Raw genomic sequence first — 14,971 nt, forward strand, 5'->3', positions numbered from 1 at the left:
CGCCAGCACGTCATGCCCGAGCCGAAGCCCAACTCCTGCGGCAGGTACTCCCACTGGATCCCGGTATGCAGCACGTACAGTTCTGGCGCCGTGCTCCGACGCGGTCGCGAACGCGTCGTCCAAGCTTTCGATGCTGCCCTGCGCGGCGATGCGCAGGGCACCGTGTCCGGGATCGCCCGCGCCGCGAGCGCCGCCCGTCGCGGCCTCAAGCTCTTCTCTCAGGTGCGGGTTCTCCAAGGTGATCCGCTGGATGTGGCAGGCGGCGAGTGTCGCCACCAGTCACATAGGTCAGGACCAGGGGGACTTCGGTGGCCTGACACGCCGCGTCTTGCCTCCGCACTCGCCGGCGATGACCTTTTTCAGTTCACGCGCTGTCGGTGGGCAGCGTCGGGTAGTCGGTGTAGCCGCGGTGGTCGCCGCCGTAAAAGGTGGTCGCGTCGGGGGTGTTGTAGGGGCCGCCGGCCGCAAGGCGGGCGGGCAGGTCGGGGTTGGCCAGGAACAGCGCGCCGAAGGCGATGATGTCCGCGGTGCCGTCCGCGATGTGGGCGAGTGCGCCGGGGCCGGTGGTCTCGGGGTGGGTGAAGGGGTTGAGGATGAACGCCGTCGGCCAGTCCTTGCGCAGCCGGGCGGTCAGGTCGCGGTCCGGGCTCTCGACCAGGTGCAGGTAGGCGAGGTCCAGCCGGGCGAGTCCGGCGATCAGGGTGGCGTAGGTCTCCAGTACGTCCGCCGGGTCGGTCTCGGCGATGTCGTTGTAGGGGTTGCCGGGGGAGATACGGAAGCCGGTCCGGTGGCCGCCGATCGCCTCCGCGACGGCCGTGGCGACCTCGATACCGAAGCGGACCCGGTCCGCGGCGCCACCTCCCCAGCTGTCGGTGCGCAGATTGGTGTTGGGGGCGAGGAACTGGTGGATCAGGTAGCCGTTCGCCCCGTGGATCTCCACGCCGTCGAAACCGGCGGCGATCGCGTTGCGCGCGGCGTCGGCGTAGTCGGCGATCGTCTGGGCGATGTCGTCCTGGTCCAGTTCCTTCGGCGTGACGTAGTCCTGGGGGCCCTGGTAGGTGAACACCTGACCCGCCGCCGCGACGGAGGAGGGGGCGACGGGGAGGAGTCCGTCGGGCAGCAGGCTGGGGTGGCTGATCCGGCCGGTGTGCATCAGCTGCGCGAAGATCGTGCCGCCCTGGGCGTGGACGGCGTCGGTCACCTTCCGCCAGGCGTCGACCTGCTGGGCGGAGTGCAGGCCCGGAGTGTTGGTGTAGCCCTGGCCGCCGGCCGACGGCTGAATGCCCTCGGTGATGATCAGGCCGGCGCTCGCGCGCTGGGCGTAATAGGTGGCCATCAGCTCCGTCGCCGTGGCTGCGGGAGCGTCGGCGCGGCTGCGGGTCATGGGTGCCATCGCGATGCGGTTGGCGAGCGTCTTGCCGCTCAGGTCGATCGGGTCGAATGCGGTGGTCATGGCAGCGTCCTTCGAAGAACGGTCGGTGGAAGAGGCAGGCGGCGGCATGGGCCTGCGGGGTGTCGGGGAACTGGTGATCGACAGAACAGAGACCTCAACAATCCCCATGCCGCTGGTCAGAGGCGCTTTCTGCTTTGTCGATCACCAGTTGGGCAGCCTGCTTCACGAAGGCGCGGGCTTAGCTGAGCGGCACGTCCGCGACGGCCTTGAGGTGGCTGAATGCCTCCAGGGAGTACCGGCCGTGGTACCGGCCCATGCCGCTTTCGCCGACGCCACCGAAAGGCAGGCCGGGCATGAGCAGTTGCATCACCGGCTGGCCCCAGGCGACGCCGCCGGAGGACGTCTCGTTCACGAGGCGCGACTTGGTGGCCTCGGAGGTGGTGAAGGCGTAGAGCGCGAGGGGCTTTTCGCGTTCGTTGATGAAGGCGATGGCGGCATCGAGGTCTTCGACTTCGACGACGGCGAGGATCGGACCGAAGATCTCTTCCTGCATGACCGGCGATGCGGGGTCGACATCGGTGAGCACTGTCGGTGCGATGAACAGGTCGTCACGGTCGTGCTGGCCTCCCACCGCCGCCCGGCCGGAGTCCAGCAGACGGGTGAGCCGGTCGAAATGCCGCTCGTTGATGATCCGGCCGAAGTCGGCTGCGGTCTGAGGGGTGGAGCCGAACTGGGCTTCGATAGCCGCGCGGAGGGCGGGAACCAGTGCGGCGGCGGTGGCAGGATCGGCCAGAACGTAGTCGGGGGCTATGCACTGCTGCCCCGCGTTGCCGAACTTGGCGCCGACCAGCCGCTTCGCGGTCTCGTCCACGTCGGCGTCGGGCGCCACGAAGACCGGCGACTTGCCCCCGAGTTCGAGCGTGACCGGGGTGAGGTTCTTGGCGGCTGCGGCCATGACGATCCGGCCGACCGCGCCATTGCCGGTGTAGAAGATCTGGTCGAAACGCTGCGCCAGCAGGGCCGTGGTCTCCTCGGCGCCCCCCTCGACGACGGTGAGCACATCGGCGTCGAAGTACTCACGCAGGAGAGTGAAGCGACCGCCGAGGTGTGCACCGACATCTCGCTCGGCTTGGCCACCACGGTGTTTCCGGCGGCCAGTGCGCCGATGATGGGGTCGATGAGAAGGTGCAGCGGGAAATTCCACGGAGCGATCACCAGAACGACCCCGAGCGGGTCGTACGTGGTGTAGGCCGTTGTCGTGGGACCGAAGTGGGCGGGAACCTCCACCGGGCGAGGCTGAAGCCAGTTCTCGAGATTCGCCAGCGCCTCGTCGATGTCGGCGACGGTGAAGTCGATCTCCTGCACCTTCGCCTCGGTGGCGTTCTTCCTCAGATCCGCCCAGAGCGCTTCGATCAGCTCCTGCTCGTTCTCGACCAGCAAGGCCCGCAGCCGCTGCAACTGGCTGACGCGCCAGTCCAGCCCGCGGGTGACGCCGGTGTTGAACGTCGCACGAAGACGGCCGACCACCTCCGCGGCCGGTTCCGTCCGGTGCGTCCTCGACTCGATCCCCTGTGTTGCGCTCATGGGATGTACTCCGTTCTTGATGCAAGCCACGCCCCGGCTACCTTCCGGCCGGGCACGGTGGCCAGCGTCCTGGACGGGCCGGCATCCACCCAGGCCACGGCATTGCGTACGTGCGCTGTGCCTACCACTGGTTGGGTCAGGATGGTGTGCGTGCGAGCGTGGATACTCGAGGCATGGACGAATACCCCGAACCGGTGCACGAGCCCGCCGCCGGCGCGCTGGACACGCGTGCCGAGCTCAGCGAGTTCCTGCGCACCCGGCGGGCCCGGCTTAAGCCGGAGGACGTGGGGCTGCGGAGCTTCGGACGCTACCGGCGGGTGCCGGGACTGCGCCGCGAGGAGCTGGCGCAGCTGGCCGGGGTGTCGGTGGCGTACTACACGCGGCTGGAGCAGGGCAACGGGCGGCACGTGTCGGCGGAGGTCCTCGACGCCATCGCCCGCGCGCTCAGGCTGAGCGACGCCGAGCACGCCCACCTCACGCACCTGGCGAAGCCGAAGCAGCAGAAGAAGAAGCCGGCCGGCCGCGCCCAGCAGGTGCGGGGCCCCCTGCGGACGCTGCTGGACACCATGGACGGTGTTCCGGCGATCCTCGTGGGGCGGCGCTCGGACATCCTCGTCTGGAACCGGATGGCCGCGGCGGTCTTCGGCGACTGGGCCGAGCTGCCGGCGAGGGAGCAGAACTGGGCGCGGCTGGTGTTCCTGCGGCCCGAGTACCGCGACCTGTTCGTGGACTGGGAGCACAAGGCCAGCGACGTCGTCTCTCAGCTGCGCATGGACGCCGGCTCCCATCCGGACGACCCCCGGCTGTCCGCGCTGGTGGGCGAACTCTCCGTGAAGAGCGAGGAGTTCAGACGGCTGTGGGCCACCCACGACGTCAAGGAGAAGTGCCACGGTATCCAGCGCCTGCACCACCCGCTCGTCGGCGAACTCGATCTCCGCCTCGAGTCGTTCCACCAGGCCGACGCCCACGAGCAGATGTTGGTGACCTACCACGCCGAACCGAACTCCCCGTCGGCGGAGGCTCTGCGACTGCTGGCCAGTTGGGGCGCGGATGCGACCCGGGCGGGAACAGGCACGTCGTCGGCACGCACAGCTTGATGAACTCCCCTTGATCATCGGTAGTTGGCCGCGCGCCACGCCCAGCGTCCTTTCGCACGCCAGGACGCCTCCGGGGGGACTGCCGCGCCAGCCGGTGGGGCTCTGTGTCGGATTCAGGACGGCCCGGGTGGCGCGGGCGTGCTGCGGTTGGGCAGTGCAAGAACAGTGCCGCCCCTGCGCAGGGCGTCGTTTCCGAGGACCTGCTGGCGGATGGCCTCCTCGTACAGAGCGAGGGTGCGGCGCAGGTCGGTGTTCTCCTTCCGTAGCCGGCTCAGGTTGCTTCCGTACGTACGTCGGATCCGGAAGCTTCCGTCGCAACCGCAACCGCAACCGCAACCGCAGGCCCGGCTGGGGTCGGGATGCGGGGCCGGAAGTGCGCGTCGATCAGGTTGGCGGAGTGCCGGTGGAAGGTGGCGGGCGGGAGGTCCAGGAGCCGCTCGACCGCGGTCACGGTGGGGCGCCGTCCGCGGGCGGCGGCTTCGGTGAGGACTGTGTCCTTGGCGGCTTTGACGGTGTCGGTGTCGGGCAGGGCGCGTTTCACTCGGCGATCTCCGGAGTGTGGCGGGTGAGGAACGCGGCGGTGTCGCGCCGCTGCCGGACGCGACCGCGCTGGACGGCGAGCTGGTCGTATGAGACGCCGCGGGCCGTCTCACGTTCGGGCGGTTGCAGAACCGGCTTGCCCGGCGCGGTGCCGAGGCTGCACGGGTGTCGGAGGAGTGGTCGGCCCACTTCGTCGCCTGCGATCTGTTCAGGCTGTCCGGCACGGACACGACCGGGTGGCTGTACCGGCGGCGCAGGAGCGACGCTGGAGTCCGTGTTCGCCGCCCGCCGGCTATCGACGCCGTGGGCGCTGTGTCCGTCGACCACCGAGGCCGACGTCGTCCGCGAGTGGCTGACGTGGGCGTCGGTCGGGATGGAGGGTGTGGTCTTCAAGAGGCTGGAGGACGCCTACCGCCCGTCGGTGAGGAGCTGGCAGAAATACAAGTTCCGCGAGACGAGCGAGGCGATCGTCAGCGCAGTCATCGGCTCTCTGGCCGTTCCCCGCACGCTGCTGCTCGGCAGGTACGACACCGAAGGCCGCTTTCAGTACGTCGGCCGCACCACCACCCTCGTCCAGGCGGCAGGTGCTGCGGTCACCGGCCTGCTCGCTGCGGGGCGGCGCGGTCATCCGTGGACAGGCTGGTCGTTCTCCGCCGGGTGGGGCAGCCGGGAGACGCTGAACGTCACGCTGGTGGAACCCGAACTGGTGGGGGAAGTCGGCGTCGACATCGCCCGCGACGCCTCCGGCCGGTGGCGACACCCCGCAGGCTGGCACCGCGCACGGCCCGACCTCTCCCCCGCCGGCGTCCCCCACCTGACGTCACCGCCACACTGAGAAGCTGTATCTCTCTGCTTGCGCCCTTAGGGTGATTCGCCCAGGGATAGGGGTCTCTTCGGATACTGGACCATGCCCTGCGGGCGATGATCGTTTGATGCGCACGCTTTTGGGGCGAAATTTCCATGGCCGCCTCACAACGGTGATCGACAAGCGGCCGGAGAGCATGAGAGGGCGGTCGTGACACAAGGTGGGCCACGGCCGGGAAGCCGCAGGGTGGACCGGTCGGAAGGGTTCGGTGAGCGGCTGCTGGGAGTGCTGCTGGACCGGGCGCACGAGATGCCGCCCCAGTTGATCGCTCCGATGATCGCGGAGGAAGTGGCCAGGATCGGTGGCCGCGACGTCTCGATCCTCCTCCAGGACTATGCGCAGGAACTGCTGGTGCCGTTGCCGGGCCGACGACTGGTGGTGGGTGAGCCCGAGGTGATCGCTGACTCCCCGGCCGGTACGGCTTTCCTGCGTGCCACCGCTGTCGAGGTCCCGCAGGCCGACGGGGTGCGGATGTACCTGCCGTTGCTGGACGGCAGTGACGAGGTGGGCGTGATGGCTCTCAGTCTGGACAGCGTCGACGAGGACGACCGGCGGTTGCTACGCAGGCTGGCCGGTCTGGTCGCCGATATGCTGGTCACCAAGCACGCGTACACCGACCGGTTCTTCCAGGCCCGGCGCAGTGAGCCGATGAGTGTGGCCGCGGAGATGCAGTGGTCGCTGCTGCCGCCGCTGACCATGTCGGTGCCGCAGGTCGCGGTGTCCGGGGCCGTCGAGCCCGCCTACAGCATCGCCGGGGACAGTTTCGATTACGCCCTCAACGATGACGTCCTGCATGTGGCCGTGATCGACGCGATGGGCCACGGCCTGGACGCCGCCACGATGGCGACCGTCGCTGTCGGCGCCTACCGGCACGCCCGGCGCGCCGGCATCGGCCTGGCCGAGAAGTACGCGTTCATGGACCGGGCCATCGCCGAGCAGTTCGGGCCCGATCATTTCGTCACCGCGCAGATGATGGACCTGGACACCACCACCGGCCGCCTGCGATGGGTCAACGCCGGCCATCCCGCCCCGCTGCTGATCCGCAACCGTGAGGTCACCGGGCCCTTGGAAGGCCCCATCACACTCCCGGTCGGGCTGGGCGGTGAGCCACCCACGATCAGCGAGGAGCAGCTGCAGCGTGGTGACCGGGTGCTGTGCTACACCGACGGGGTGATCGAGGAGCGGGATGCCGAGGGAGAGCTGTTCGGTGACGAACGGCTCATCCGCTGTGTCAACGCAGTTGAGCGCGCACGCGCGGAAGAAGGAATCAGGGCGGGCGCACTGTGGCTCTCCCACACCCTGAAGCGGGAACGCGGCGGGCGCACCAGCGATGACGCCACCGTCTTCCTGATCGAGTGGCGCGGGGGCGCCGCCGACCACCTCACCATCCTGGAATGACCGCTGGCTTGCGGTTGCCGCCGAACAGGTCACTGGCTCACAGCCACCGCTTGGCTGATTCGACGCTGTAGTCGGCACTCGTGTTGAAGGCGATCGCAGCCTTCGGCGCATGACGCCGGACCAGGTTCACGACCTGATCAAAGAGTGGCAGAAGCGGCTCCGGCTTGCGGAGCCCACCCCCGATGACGACGACGTCCCAGTATGGGCTCGGACAGAGCGGCAACGATCGTCGGCTCAGCCGACTCATCCAGCTCGATCAGCGTCATGGACACATCGATGGCGTGTTCGCCGAATCGGGCCAGTTCCTGGTCGAGGGCCGCTCGGCGGCCGACTTGGACACCCCGAACAGCGGTGCCAGGTGCCGCAACGCGTGCTGCGTGCTCACATAACTGGGCGCCGGTGACGGGGTGTATGCCGGGTTGTCGATGGTGGTGCTGTCGAAACGTTCGGCCCGAGCTGCCTACGCCTCGCGGCCTCGGCCCTGGCCGGCCTCACGCCCTGTACGACCCGGTGATGGGAACGTACAGGGCCTGCCGGGCGATCGGTGCGGGGCCGCGGCGAGGACGGACGACGTCTGCCGGCGTGCGGGGACGGCCGCTGCGCTCATCCGGCCGGTGCGGGAGTGGGGTTGCCGTAGTAGGCGTCGGGGCCGTGTTTGCGGGTGTAGTGGCGGGCCAGGAGGTGTGGGGGCGGCGGGGCGGTCGGAGACAGGGCCAGGGTGTGGAGGGCGATGTCGGCGACGGCCTCGCAGATGATGGCGTGTTCGAGGGACTTGCGGGCGGTGGCGCCCCAGGTGAACGGGCCGTGGCCCGCGACCATGGCCGCGGGGACCTCGACCGCCCTTTGGTTGTCCTCCTCGAGCATGTCCACGATGACGCGGCCGGTGTTGTACTCGTAGTCCTTCGCGCACTGTTCGGCGGTGAGGTCGGGGGTGCAGGGGATGGGGCCATTGAAGGTGTCGGCGTGGGTGGTGCCGAGTACGGGTATGTCGCGGCGGGCCTGGGCGAAGGCGACGGCGTGGGTGGAGTGGGTGTGGGTGACGCCACCGATGGAGGGGAAAGCCAGGTAGAGGCAGCGGTGGGTCTCGGTATCGGTGGAGGGGCGCAGGTCTCCGTCGACCACCTCGCCGTCGGAGAGGCGGACGGTCACCAGGTGGTCGAGGGCGAGATCCTCGTAGGGCACGCCAGAGGGCTTGATGACGAAGACGCCCGCCTCACGGTCGACGCCGCTCACATTGCCCCAGGTCAGCGTCGCCAGGCCGACCTGAGGAATGGCCAGGTTCGCGTTCAGCACCTCTTGGCGCAGGCCGTCGCGGACTCGTACGGTCATCGGTCGTCGTCTCCTTGGATACGGATCCGGTTCTTGGGCTGCACCGCTGTCACAGGGCCTGGGCGAGGCGGTGGTAGGCGGCGTTCCAGCGGACTTCCTTGGCGAACTGCTCGATGCTGGTGTTCTCGTCGATGGTGAGCAGTTCGACGCCGGTCATCGCGGCGTAGTCGGTCAGGGTCTCGATGTCGACGGCCGAGCTGAGCACGGTGTGGTGCGGGGCGCCGGCGAGAAGCCAGCTCTCGGCGGACTCCGCGAGAGAGGGGCGGGGCTTCCACACGGCGCGGGCGACGGGCAGGCGGTGCAGCGGCTCGCTGGGGCTGATGACATCTATGGCGTTGGCGGTCAGCCGGAACCGGTCGCCGAGGTCGGAGAGGCCGACGACGACCGCTTCTCCGGGCGCCGCGTCGAAGACCAGGCGGACGGGGTCCTCGCGGCCGCCGATGGAGAGGGGATGGATCTCGCAGCGGGGGCGGGCGGCGGCGATGGAGGGGCAGACCTCCAGCATGTGGGCGCCCAGGACGCGTGGGGTGCCGGGGCCGAGGTGGTAGGTGTAGTCCTCCATGAAGGAGGTGCCGCCGGGCAGCCCGGCGCCCATGACCTTCATCGTGCGCAGCAGGGCCGAGGTCTTCCAGTCGCCTTCGCCGCCGAAGCCGTATCCGTCGGCCATCAGCCGCTGGACGGCGAGGCCGGGCAGTTGGCGCAGGCCGCCGAGGTCCTCGAAGTTCGTGGTGAAGGCGGTGAAGCCGCCCTCGGAGAGGAAGGTCCGCAGACCGACCTCGATACGGGCCGCGTAGAGCAGGGAGTCGTGGCGGATGCCGCCGGGGCGCAGCGCCGCGACCACGTCGTACGACTCGACGTACTCCTCCGCGAGTTCGGCCGCCGCCTTGTCCTCGACCGCGTCCACGACGGCGACGAGATCGTTGACGGCGTAGGTGTTCACGGAGAAGCCGAACCGCAGCTGGGCCTCCACCTTGTCGCCCTCGGTGACGGCGACGTCGCGCATGTTGTCGCCGAAGCGGGCGAGGCGCAGGCTGCGCGAGGTGTGGCGGCCGACGGCGGCGCGGGCCCAGGCCGAGATCCGTCGGATGACTCGCGCGTCGGTGGCGTGGCCGGCGACGATCTTGCGGTCGATGCCCACACGGGACTCGATGTGGCCGAACTCGCGGTCGCCGTGGGCGGCCTGGTTGAGGTTCATGAAGTCCATGTCGATGCTCGGCCAGGGCAGCGACAGGTTGTACTGGGTGTGCAGGTGCAGCAGCGGCCGGTCCAGGACGCTGAGTCCGCCGATCCACATCTTGGCGGGTGAGAAGGTGTGCATCCACGCGATCACGCCCACGCAGGTGTCGGAGGCACTGGCCTCCTGGCAGATCCGCCGGATCGACTCGGCGTTGGTGAGGACCGGCTTCCACACGACCTTGACCGGCAGCTTGCCGGGGCGGCCGAGGGTCTCGGAGATGCTGCGGGACTGGTCGGCCACCTGACGCAGGACGTCGTCGCCGTACAGGCCCTGGCTGCCGGTGAGGAACCAGATCTCGTGGTCGGGGCAGGGGGTGGTGCTGGTGTTCATGAGGGTTTTCCTTTCAGGGTGACGATCACCGAGGAGGCGGGGGCCGGCGGGCACAGGGAGTCGCTCAGGCGGACGCCTCGGCGCGGATCCGGCGCAGTCGGTGCATGACCTCGTTGGCGCCGCGCCCGAAGTAGTCGTGCAGGAGCTGGTATTCGGCGAACAGCCGGTCGTAGGCCGCGGCCCGCTCCGGGTCGGGCTGGTAGACGCCCGCACGCGCCTTGCCCATGGCCCGGGCGGCGGCCCGGATGTCCGGGTACGCCCCCGCCGCGACCGCGGCGTGCATGGCCGCGCCGAGAGCGGGTCCCTGGGCGGAGTCGATCACGCCGAGGGGCCGGCGGGTGACGTCGGCGTAGATCTGCATGAGCAGCGCGTTCTTCGTCAGGCCGCCCGCGATGATCAGTTCCTGGACCGGCACGCCCGCGGTCTCGAATGTCTCGATGATGGTGCGGGTGCCGAAGGCGGTGGCTTCCAGCAGCGCCCGGTAGACGTCCTCGGGGCGGGTGGACAGGGTCAGGCCCACCACGACGCCGCTGAGGTCGTGGTCGACCAGGACGCTGCGGTTGCCGCTCTGCCAGTCCAGGGCGATCAGACCGTGCTGGCCGATCTCCTGTTCGGCCGCGAGTGCCGTCAGGTGTTCGTGTGCGTTCCGTCCGAGCGCGGCGGCCTCCTTGGCGTACGACTCGGGGAAGCCGGTGCGGATGAACCAGCCGAAGATGTCGCCGACGCCGCTCTGCCCGGCCTCGTAGCCCCACAGGCCCGGCAGGATGCCGCCGTCGACGACCCCGCACATGCCCGGCACCTCGGCCCACTGGTCGGAGCTCATGACGTGGCAGGTGGAGGTGCCCATGATGGCCACCATCCGGCCCGGCTCCACGGCCGTGGCGGCGGGTGCCGTCACATGGGCGTCGACGTTGCCCACGCACACCGCGATGCCCTCGGGAAGACCCGTCCACGCCGCCGCCTCGGCCGTCAACGTGCCTGCCAGGTCACCCAGTTGACCGATCGGGTGCTCCAGTTTGGCGGTGACGAAGTCGGCGAAGCCGGGGTTGAGCGCGGCGAGGTACTCGGGGGAAGGGTAGGTGCCGTCCTGGTACTGGCCCTTGTACCCGGCGGTGCAGGCGTTGCGGACGTAGGTGCCGGACAGCCGCCACACGATCCAGTCGGCCGCCTCGATCCAGCGGTCGGTCAGCCCGTAGAGCTCCGGATCCTCCTCCAGCAGCTGCAGCGCCTTCGCGAACTCCCACTCCGAGGAGATCTTCCCCCCGTACCGTGCCAGCCACGGCTCCTTGCGCTGCGCGGCCAGGTCGGTGATGCGGTCGGCCTGCGCCTGGGCGGCGTGGTGGCGCCACAGCTTGACGTAGGCGTGCGGACGGCCGGTGAGCGCCGGAAGTTCGCACAGCGGGGTGCCGTCGGCGAGCACCGGCAGCATCGTGCAGGCGGTGAAGTCCGTACCGATCCCGATGACCTGCTCCGGCCGGACACCGGCCTGGGCCAGTGCCTCCGGTACGGCGATACGCAGGACGTCGATGTAGTCCGAGGGCACCTGCAGGGCCCAGTCGGGCGGCAGCGCGGTCCCGTCCGGGAGCTCCCGGTCGAGGACGGCGTGGGTGTAGGGGTGGTCGGCGGAGGCGAGTTCAGTGCCGTCGGACACGCGAACCACGACGGCCCGTCCGGACAGCGTCCCGTAGTCGACTCCGATGACGTAGGTGTCGGACTGCGGCTGTTCCGCGTGTTCGGCGTTCACCATCTGCCGCCCTTCTATTCGATATTTCGTACGTTGTTCGAGTGGATGGACAAAGCGAAAAAATGAGATCTGGGAAGTTGGAAAGCTGGCCGGGGTCTGCGCCAGACCCGGCCGGCGGTGCGTCAGCTGGTGAGCGGCGCGACGGTCACCTTGTCGATGTCGGGTGTGAAGGCGGAGGAGTTGCTGAAGGTTGTAGTTCCCGGACCCGGAGACCTGTGTTGTTGGCGTAGCGGACGTTCATCACGTAGCGCCCGGCCGCAGGAGCGTTCACCCGGAAGGTGAGGGTGTTGCCCGAGCCGTTGCCGATGCTGCCGACGGACTTGCCGCCGGAGGCCCAGGTGTTGTTGGCGACAGCCGCGGCTCCGGCGCGGGTGGCGGCCGGCCTGGTAGGTCGTGGCGCCCGTGGTGTCGACGCCGCTGGTGACACGCAGGTCGCGCAGGGTGAGGCTGCCGCTGGACGGGCCGGCGGCGGTGATGCGGTTGCTGCCCGCCGACAGGTACAGCCTCAGGGTCTTGTCCGTCAAGCTGCCGCTAATGGAGACCAGCGTCACGGCGGTGTCGCCGTCCAGGCTGAGCGTGCGGCTCGCGGTGGAGGCGTAGTCGGCGTGCACGGTGTAGTAGCCGTCGGCCGGGGCGAACACGTCGAAGGCGGCCTTGTCACCGGAGTCCAGGACCAGGGCACCGGCGCCTCGGGTAGCGAGGGTCTGGGATGTGAAGAGCAGGCCGACAGCGGTAGATATCGCCGGTCTCCCGCCGGAGGCTGCGCCAGAGCGTGGAACGGTGGACCAGTGGCGGGTGCCGAACACGTGCTGCCCCCTTCGACGGCCGTAGTCCGATATTTCGAACAACGTGCGGAACTGCGAACTACGAACTGCGATCGAAAGATAGTTTTTAGTCAGGAGAACGTCAATGGAGCTGACCAGTTCAGTTCCGATTCGTCCTGGGCCTCTTCTCGCCGCCAGCGTGGCCTGGCCGGCATCGAACTGCGCGTCCATCGAGACGGTGATCGAGTTCATGCCGCTCATGATGTTGTCCGGCACCTTGATGCAGGTGCCGGACCCGTTGAACGTGAGCCCTTGCGGTGCCGTTACAGTAACGGTGCCGTTGCGGAAGAACAGCGGGCGCAAGGCGGGGCGCCGGTGCGGTGGGGCCTTCTCGGACAGCTGCATCAGGTACGGGCGCAGCCGCTCGCGGAGCATCAGGTGGTCGCGAAGAGAGCCGGACGCGCCCGCGAAGCCGTCCACGGCGCTCCGCAGGGGCCTTCGAGCGGGCGTTGCGGCCCTGACGCAGTAGAGACCCGGGGAAGGGCACCTGACAGTGCCTAGGTGTATTGACCCGCAGCGTTGTTCACGCGGCTGGTGGCTGGCCTCCGAGTGCGGTGTGGCAGCGGTGGTGGTTGTAGGTGTGGAGGAAATCTGCCAGGGCGGTGGTGCGTTCGGTGTTGCTGGTGTAGGGCCGATGGTAGGCCCATTCGTCGAGCAGGGTGCGGTTGAAGCGTTCGACCTTGCCGTTGGTCTGGGGCCGGTAGGCGCGGGTGAGCTTGCCGGCCGCGCCGAGGCCGGCCAGTGCCTGCTGCCAGGCGAAGCATTGAGGTTCCCCCGCTGCGAGGGAGTGGCTGACTAGCAGGTCAGGGCGGGTTGACGTGGTTTCAGATTCACTGGTTCGGCCGTTGCCTGGTCGGCGTAGTGCTTCTCTTCGAACTCGATGGGACTGAGGTAGCCGAGGCGCTTTTGGATCGGGGCTGTATCCAGTACGACCTTCAGATCTTGCGCGTAGAGGCCTTGCCCTTCGGGTGGATCTTCTACTGGGGCGTGGCCGGTGATGGGCAGAGCGGACAGCGCCCTCGGTACGTGACAGCCCTCTGCCAACCCCACCCCAGCGAGCACTGCCTGAAGATCGGCTGCGGGTGCATGGGAGCCCACTCGCCGCCGCGCCGCCATCACGCGGGAGATTCAGCTGAAGTCGGTGAGGACGTCGGAGACAGCACCAGGGCGTCCGGGCCTCAGGAGCTTCTCGAAGATCGTCAGGACCAGTTCGTCGGTCTCGTCCAAGGCACAGTGGTCGTCGCGGCTGACGTGGCCGTCCCGGGGACGGAAGCCGTGTTTGACGAATGACGCGATCCGAGTGCCGTCCCGCATCGCGTCGGCGCCGTGTCCGCCGGTGTGAAGGAACGCGTAGCGTCGACCGTAGACAAGGGCACGACCGGCTTTCTCCCGACGGCGACCGTTGGCGGTGCCGTTGCTGACGAAGGCCATTGGGTCGTGCGGACGCAGCGTGATCTGGGTGGGTTCACGAGCAGGCAGAGACGGCCCGTTCGTCTCGAAGGCTCGGCTCATGACCGCGTTCTGCCGCTTGGCGAACCAGCCCGTGAAGTGCTGCACGGGCTCCGTGGCGACGTACACCCGGACTCGGCCGGCGGGGTCGACCACGTTGACGCGGGTGCGGGCCTCATCGGCCTCGATGCGCCAACCGCCGCGGGTGGGCCGACGCCAGAGGGGGATGTCCGTCATGGTCACAGCCTCTCAGATGGACGGACACGCCGGGTGTGCCGCAGCCACTCCTCGATGACCTGGCGGCGCCCACGCCTACGGCGGTACGGCAGCCCGCAGTTGTCCGCAGCCTGCCCGGCAGCCTCTTCCGCCCTGCGGCCGCGACGCCGAAGACACGCCTCATACGCGGCGTCGGCCTCCGCTACCGCCTTCCGACCGGCTCAGTGCGCGCAGCGCCGCGTCACGCCGCTCATCCCGGATCCACTGCGCCTCCTGCGGCGCGGTGAACGCGATCAGAGCCGGGCCGGCGTCCGGACCGCAGGGCTCGCACGCCGACGCCAACAGACCCCGGGGGTCCGTCTCGCACTGCCGGGTGAGCTCGGCGACTACGGCCATGGCCGACGTGTCCGCCCGCACGGCGACGGCCAGGTCGACGGCCTCGCGCAACAGCTGCCCGGTACGCCGCCTGAGGAACACGCAGGTCACAGGCCCGCGGCCTCGGGAACGGCGGCGCTTGCGTGCGCTGGATCAGCCGGTGGTCGGCCGCTCGCCGGTGGGCATGCCTCCGTGCGGGCTTTCGACCACCAAGGGCAACGACCCCTCGGCGAGGTAATAGTGGCCGGGGAAGTAGTCGACGTGGAGATGGCCGCCGTCCTCCGCGGTGGCCATCGACTGCAGGTTCTCCGCGAGCACGGCTCTGCCGGCGGAGTCACCGCTGATGACGAGGAACTGCCGCTCGGCGTCCCGCCGGAACAGGACGCCGGGACCGTACGTTCCTTTGACTTCGACGCCGGCCAAAGCGTTGCTGCCCGGGGAAGAGGCGCAGCGGAGGATTCCCTCGCCCTGTGCCACCGCACTCGCCAGTCGCATCAGCTCCTCCGCGGATGCGGAGAGGACCACTTCGCTGAACCCGGCGTCGCTGATCAGTCTCACGGATTCGGCTCTCTCGACTGTCGGATTCATGA

General features: G+C 69.1%; 13 protein-coding genes and 4 pseudogenes. 3 read left to right on the forward strand and 14 right to left on the reverse strand.

Features of this window, described 5'->3' with window-relative positions; translation table 11 throughout:
• The 3 genes and pseudogenes from ACWBNA_RS44555 to ACWBNA_RS44565 all read right to left on the reverse strand — a co-directional run.
• Nucleotides 1-80 (reverse strand): annotated as a pseudogene (locus tag ACWBNA_RS44555) (IS5/IS1182 family transposase); the annotation flags it as partial.
• A 284-nt stretch (nucleotides 81-364) separates the two neighbouring features.
• Nucleotides 365-1,453, reverse strand: a complete 1,089-nt coding sequence (locus ACWBNA_RS44560; RefSeq protein WP_482710319.1) for an alkene reductase — start codon at nucleotides 1,451-1,453, stop codon at nucleotides 365-367.
• Between the two features lie 178 nt (nucleotides 1,454-1,631).
• A pseudogene (locus ACWBNA_RS44565) lies at nucleotides 1,632-2,977 on the reverse strand (aldehyde dehydrogenase family protein).
• 173 nt (nucleotides 2,978-3,150) lie between these two features.
• Here ACWBNA_RS44565 and ACWBNA_RS44570 point away from each other — a divergent pair.
• Nucleotides 3,151-4,074 (forward strand): helix-turn-helix domain-containing protein, encoded by a 924-nt coding sequence (locus ACWBNA_RS44570; protein WP_482710320.1) that lies wholly within the window; start codon nucleotides 3,151-3,153, stop codon nucleotides 4,072-4,074.
• Between the two features lie 271 nt (nucleotides 4,075-4,345).
• On the opposite strand, the gene ACWBNA_RS44575 is transcribed toward ACWBNA_RS44570, so the two are convergent.
• Complete coding sequence (locus tag ACWBNA_RS44575) at nucleotides 4,346-4,615, reverse strand: hypothetical protein (RefSeq protein ID WP_482710321.1); 270 nt, start codon at nucleotides 4,613-4,615, stop codon at nucleotides 4,346-4,348.
• A complete protein-coding gene (locus ACWBNA_RS44580) occupies nucleotides 4,612-4,803 on the reverse strand; it encodes a hypothetical protein (protein ID WP_482710322.1) in 192 nt (63 codons plus the stop codon). The genes ACWBNA_RS44575 and ACWBNA_RS44580 overlap by 4 nt, the downstream gene beginning before the upstream one ends.
• Before the next feature lie 85 nt (nucleotides 4,804-4,888).
• Between ACWBNA_RS44580 and ACWBNA_RS44585 the strand changes: the two genes are divergently transcribed.
• The gene (locus ACWBNA_RS44585; protein WP_482710323.1) at nucleotides 4,889-5,449 is read left to right on the forward strand and encodes an ATP dependent DNA ligase; all 561 of its coding nucleotides are present in this window, start codon (nucleotides 4,889-4,891) and stop codon (nucleotides 5,447-5,449) included.
• 216 nt (nucleotides 5,450-5,665) lie between these two features.
• Nucleotides 5,666-6,877: a PP2C family protein-serine/threonine phosphatase gene (locus ACWBNA_RS44590; protein WP_482710324.1), complete on the forward strand. Its 1,212-nt coding sequence runs from the start codon at nucleotides 5,666-5,668 to the stop codon at nucleotides 6,875-6,877.
• A gap of 37 nt (nucleotides 6,878-6,914) precedes the next feature.
• On the opposite strand, the pseudogene ACWBNA_RS44595 reads toward ACWBNA_RS44590, so the two are convergent.
• From ACWBNA_RS44595 to ACWBNA_RS44635, 9 genes and pseudogenes are all read right to left on the reverse strand, one after another.
• Nucleotides 6,915-7,200, reverse strand: a pseudogene (locus ACWBNA_RS44595) (hypothetical protein); the annotation flags it as partial.
• A gap of 280 nt (nucleotides 7,201-7,480) precedes the next feature.
• The gene (gene araD, locus ACWBNA_RS44600; protein ID WP_482710325.1) at nucleotides 7,481-8,206 is read right to left on the reverse strand and encodes an L-ribulose-5-phosphate 4-epimerase AraD; all 726 of its coding nucleotides are present in this window, start codon (nucleotides 8,204-8,206) and stop codon (nucleotides 7,481-7,483) included.
• Nucleotides 8,207-8,255: 49 nt separating this feature from the next.
• On the reverse strand, nucleotides 8,256-9,773 hold the full coding sequence (gene araA / locus ACWBNA_RS44605) for an L-arabinose isomerase (protein WP_482710326.1): 1,518 nt from the start codon (nucleotides 9,771-9,773) through the stop codon (nucleotides 8,256-8,258).
• 64 nt (nucleotides 9,774-9,837) lie between these two features.
• A complete protein-coding gene (gene araB / locus ACWBNA_RS44610; protein WP_482710327.1) occupies nucleotides 9,838-11,520 on the reverse strand; it encodes a ribulokinase in 1,683 nt (560 codons plus the stop codon).
• A 119-nt stretch (nucleotides 11,521-11,639) separates the two neighbouring features.
• Nucleotides 11,640-12,761 (reverse strand): carbohydrate-binding protein, encoded by a 1,122-nt coding sequence (locus tag ACWBNA_RS44615; RefSeq protein WP_482710328.1) that lies wholly within the window; start codon nucleotides 12,759-12,761, stop codon nucleotides 11,640-11,642.
• 103 nt (nucleotides 12,762-12,864) lie between these two features.
• A pseudogene (locus tag ACWBNA_RS44620) lies at nucleotides 12,865-13,053 on the reverse strand (integrase core domain-containing protein); the annotation flags it as partial.
• A 416-nt stretch (nucleotides 13,054-13,469) separates the two neighbouring features.
• A complete protein-coding gene (locus ACWBNA_RS44625; protein WP_482710329.1) occupies nucleotides 13,470-14,027 on the reverse strand; it encodes a hypothetical protein in 558 nt (185 codons plus the stop codon).
• 159 nt (nucleotides 14,028-14,186) lie between these two features.
• Nucleotides 14,187-14,483, reverse strand: coding sequence for a hypothetical protein (locus ACWBNA_RS44630; protein ID WP_482710330.1), 297 nt, complete (start codon nucleotides 14,481-14,483; stop codon nucleotides 14,187-14,189).
• A 51-nt stretch (nucleotides 14,484-14,534) separates the two neighbouring features.
• Nucleotides 14,535-14,939, reverse strand: coding sequence for an Imm32 family immunity protein (locus ACWBNA_RS44635; RefSeq protein ID WP_482710331.1), 405 nt, complete (start codon nucleotides 14,937-14,939; stop codon nucleotides 14,535-14,537).
• Between the last annotated feature and the right edge of the window lie 32 nt (nucleotides 14,940-14,971).

The sequence above is a fragment of the Streptomyces sp. Q2 genome (assembly GCF_056820935.1).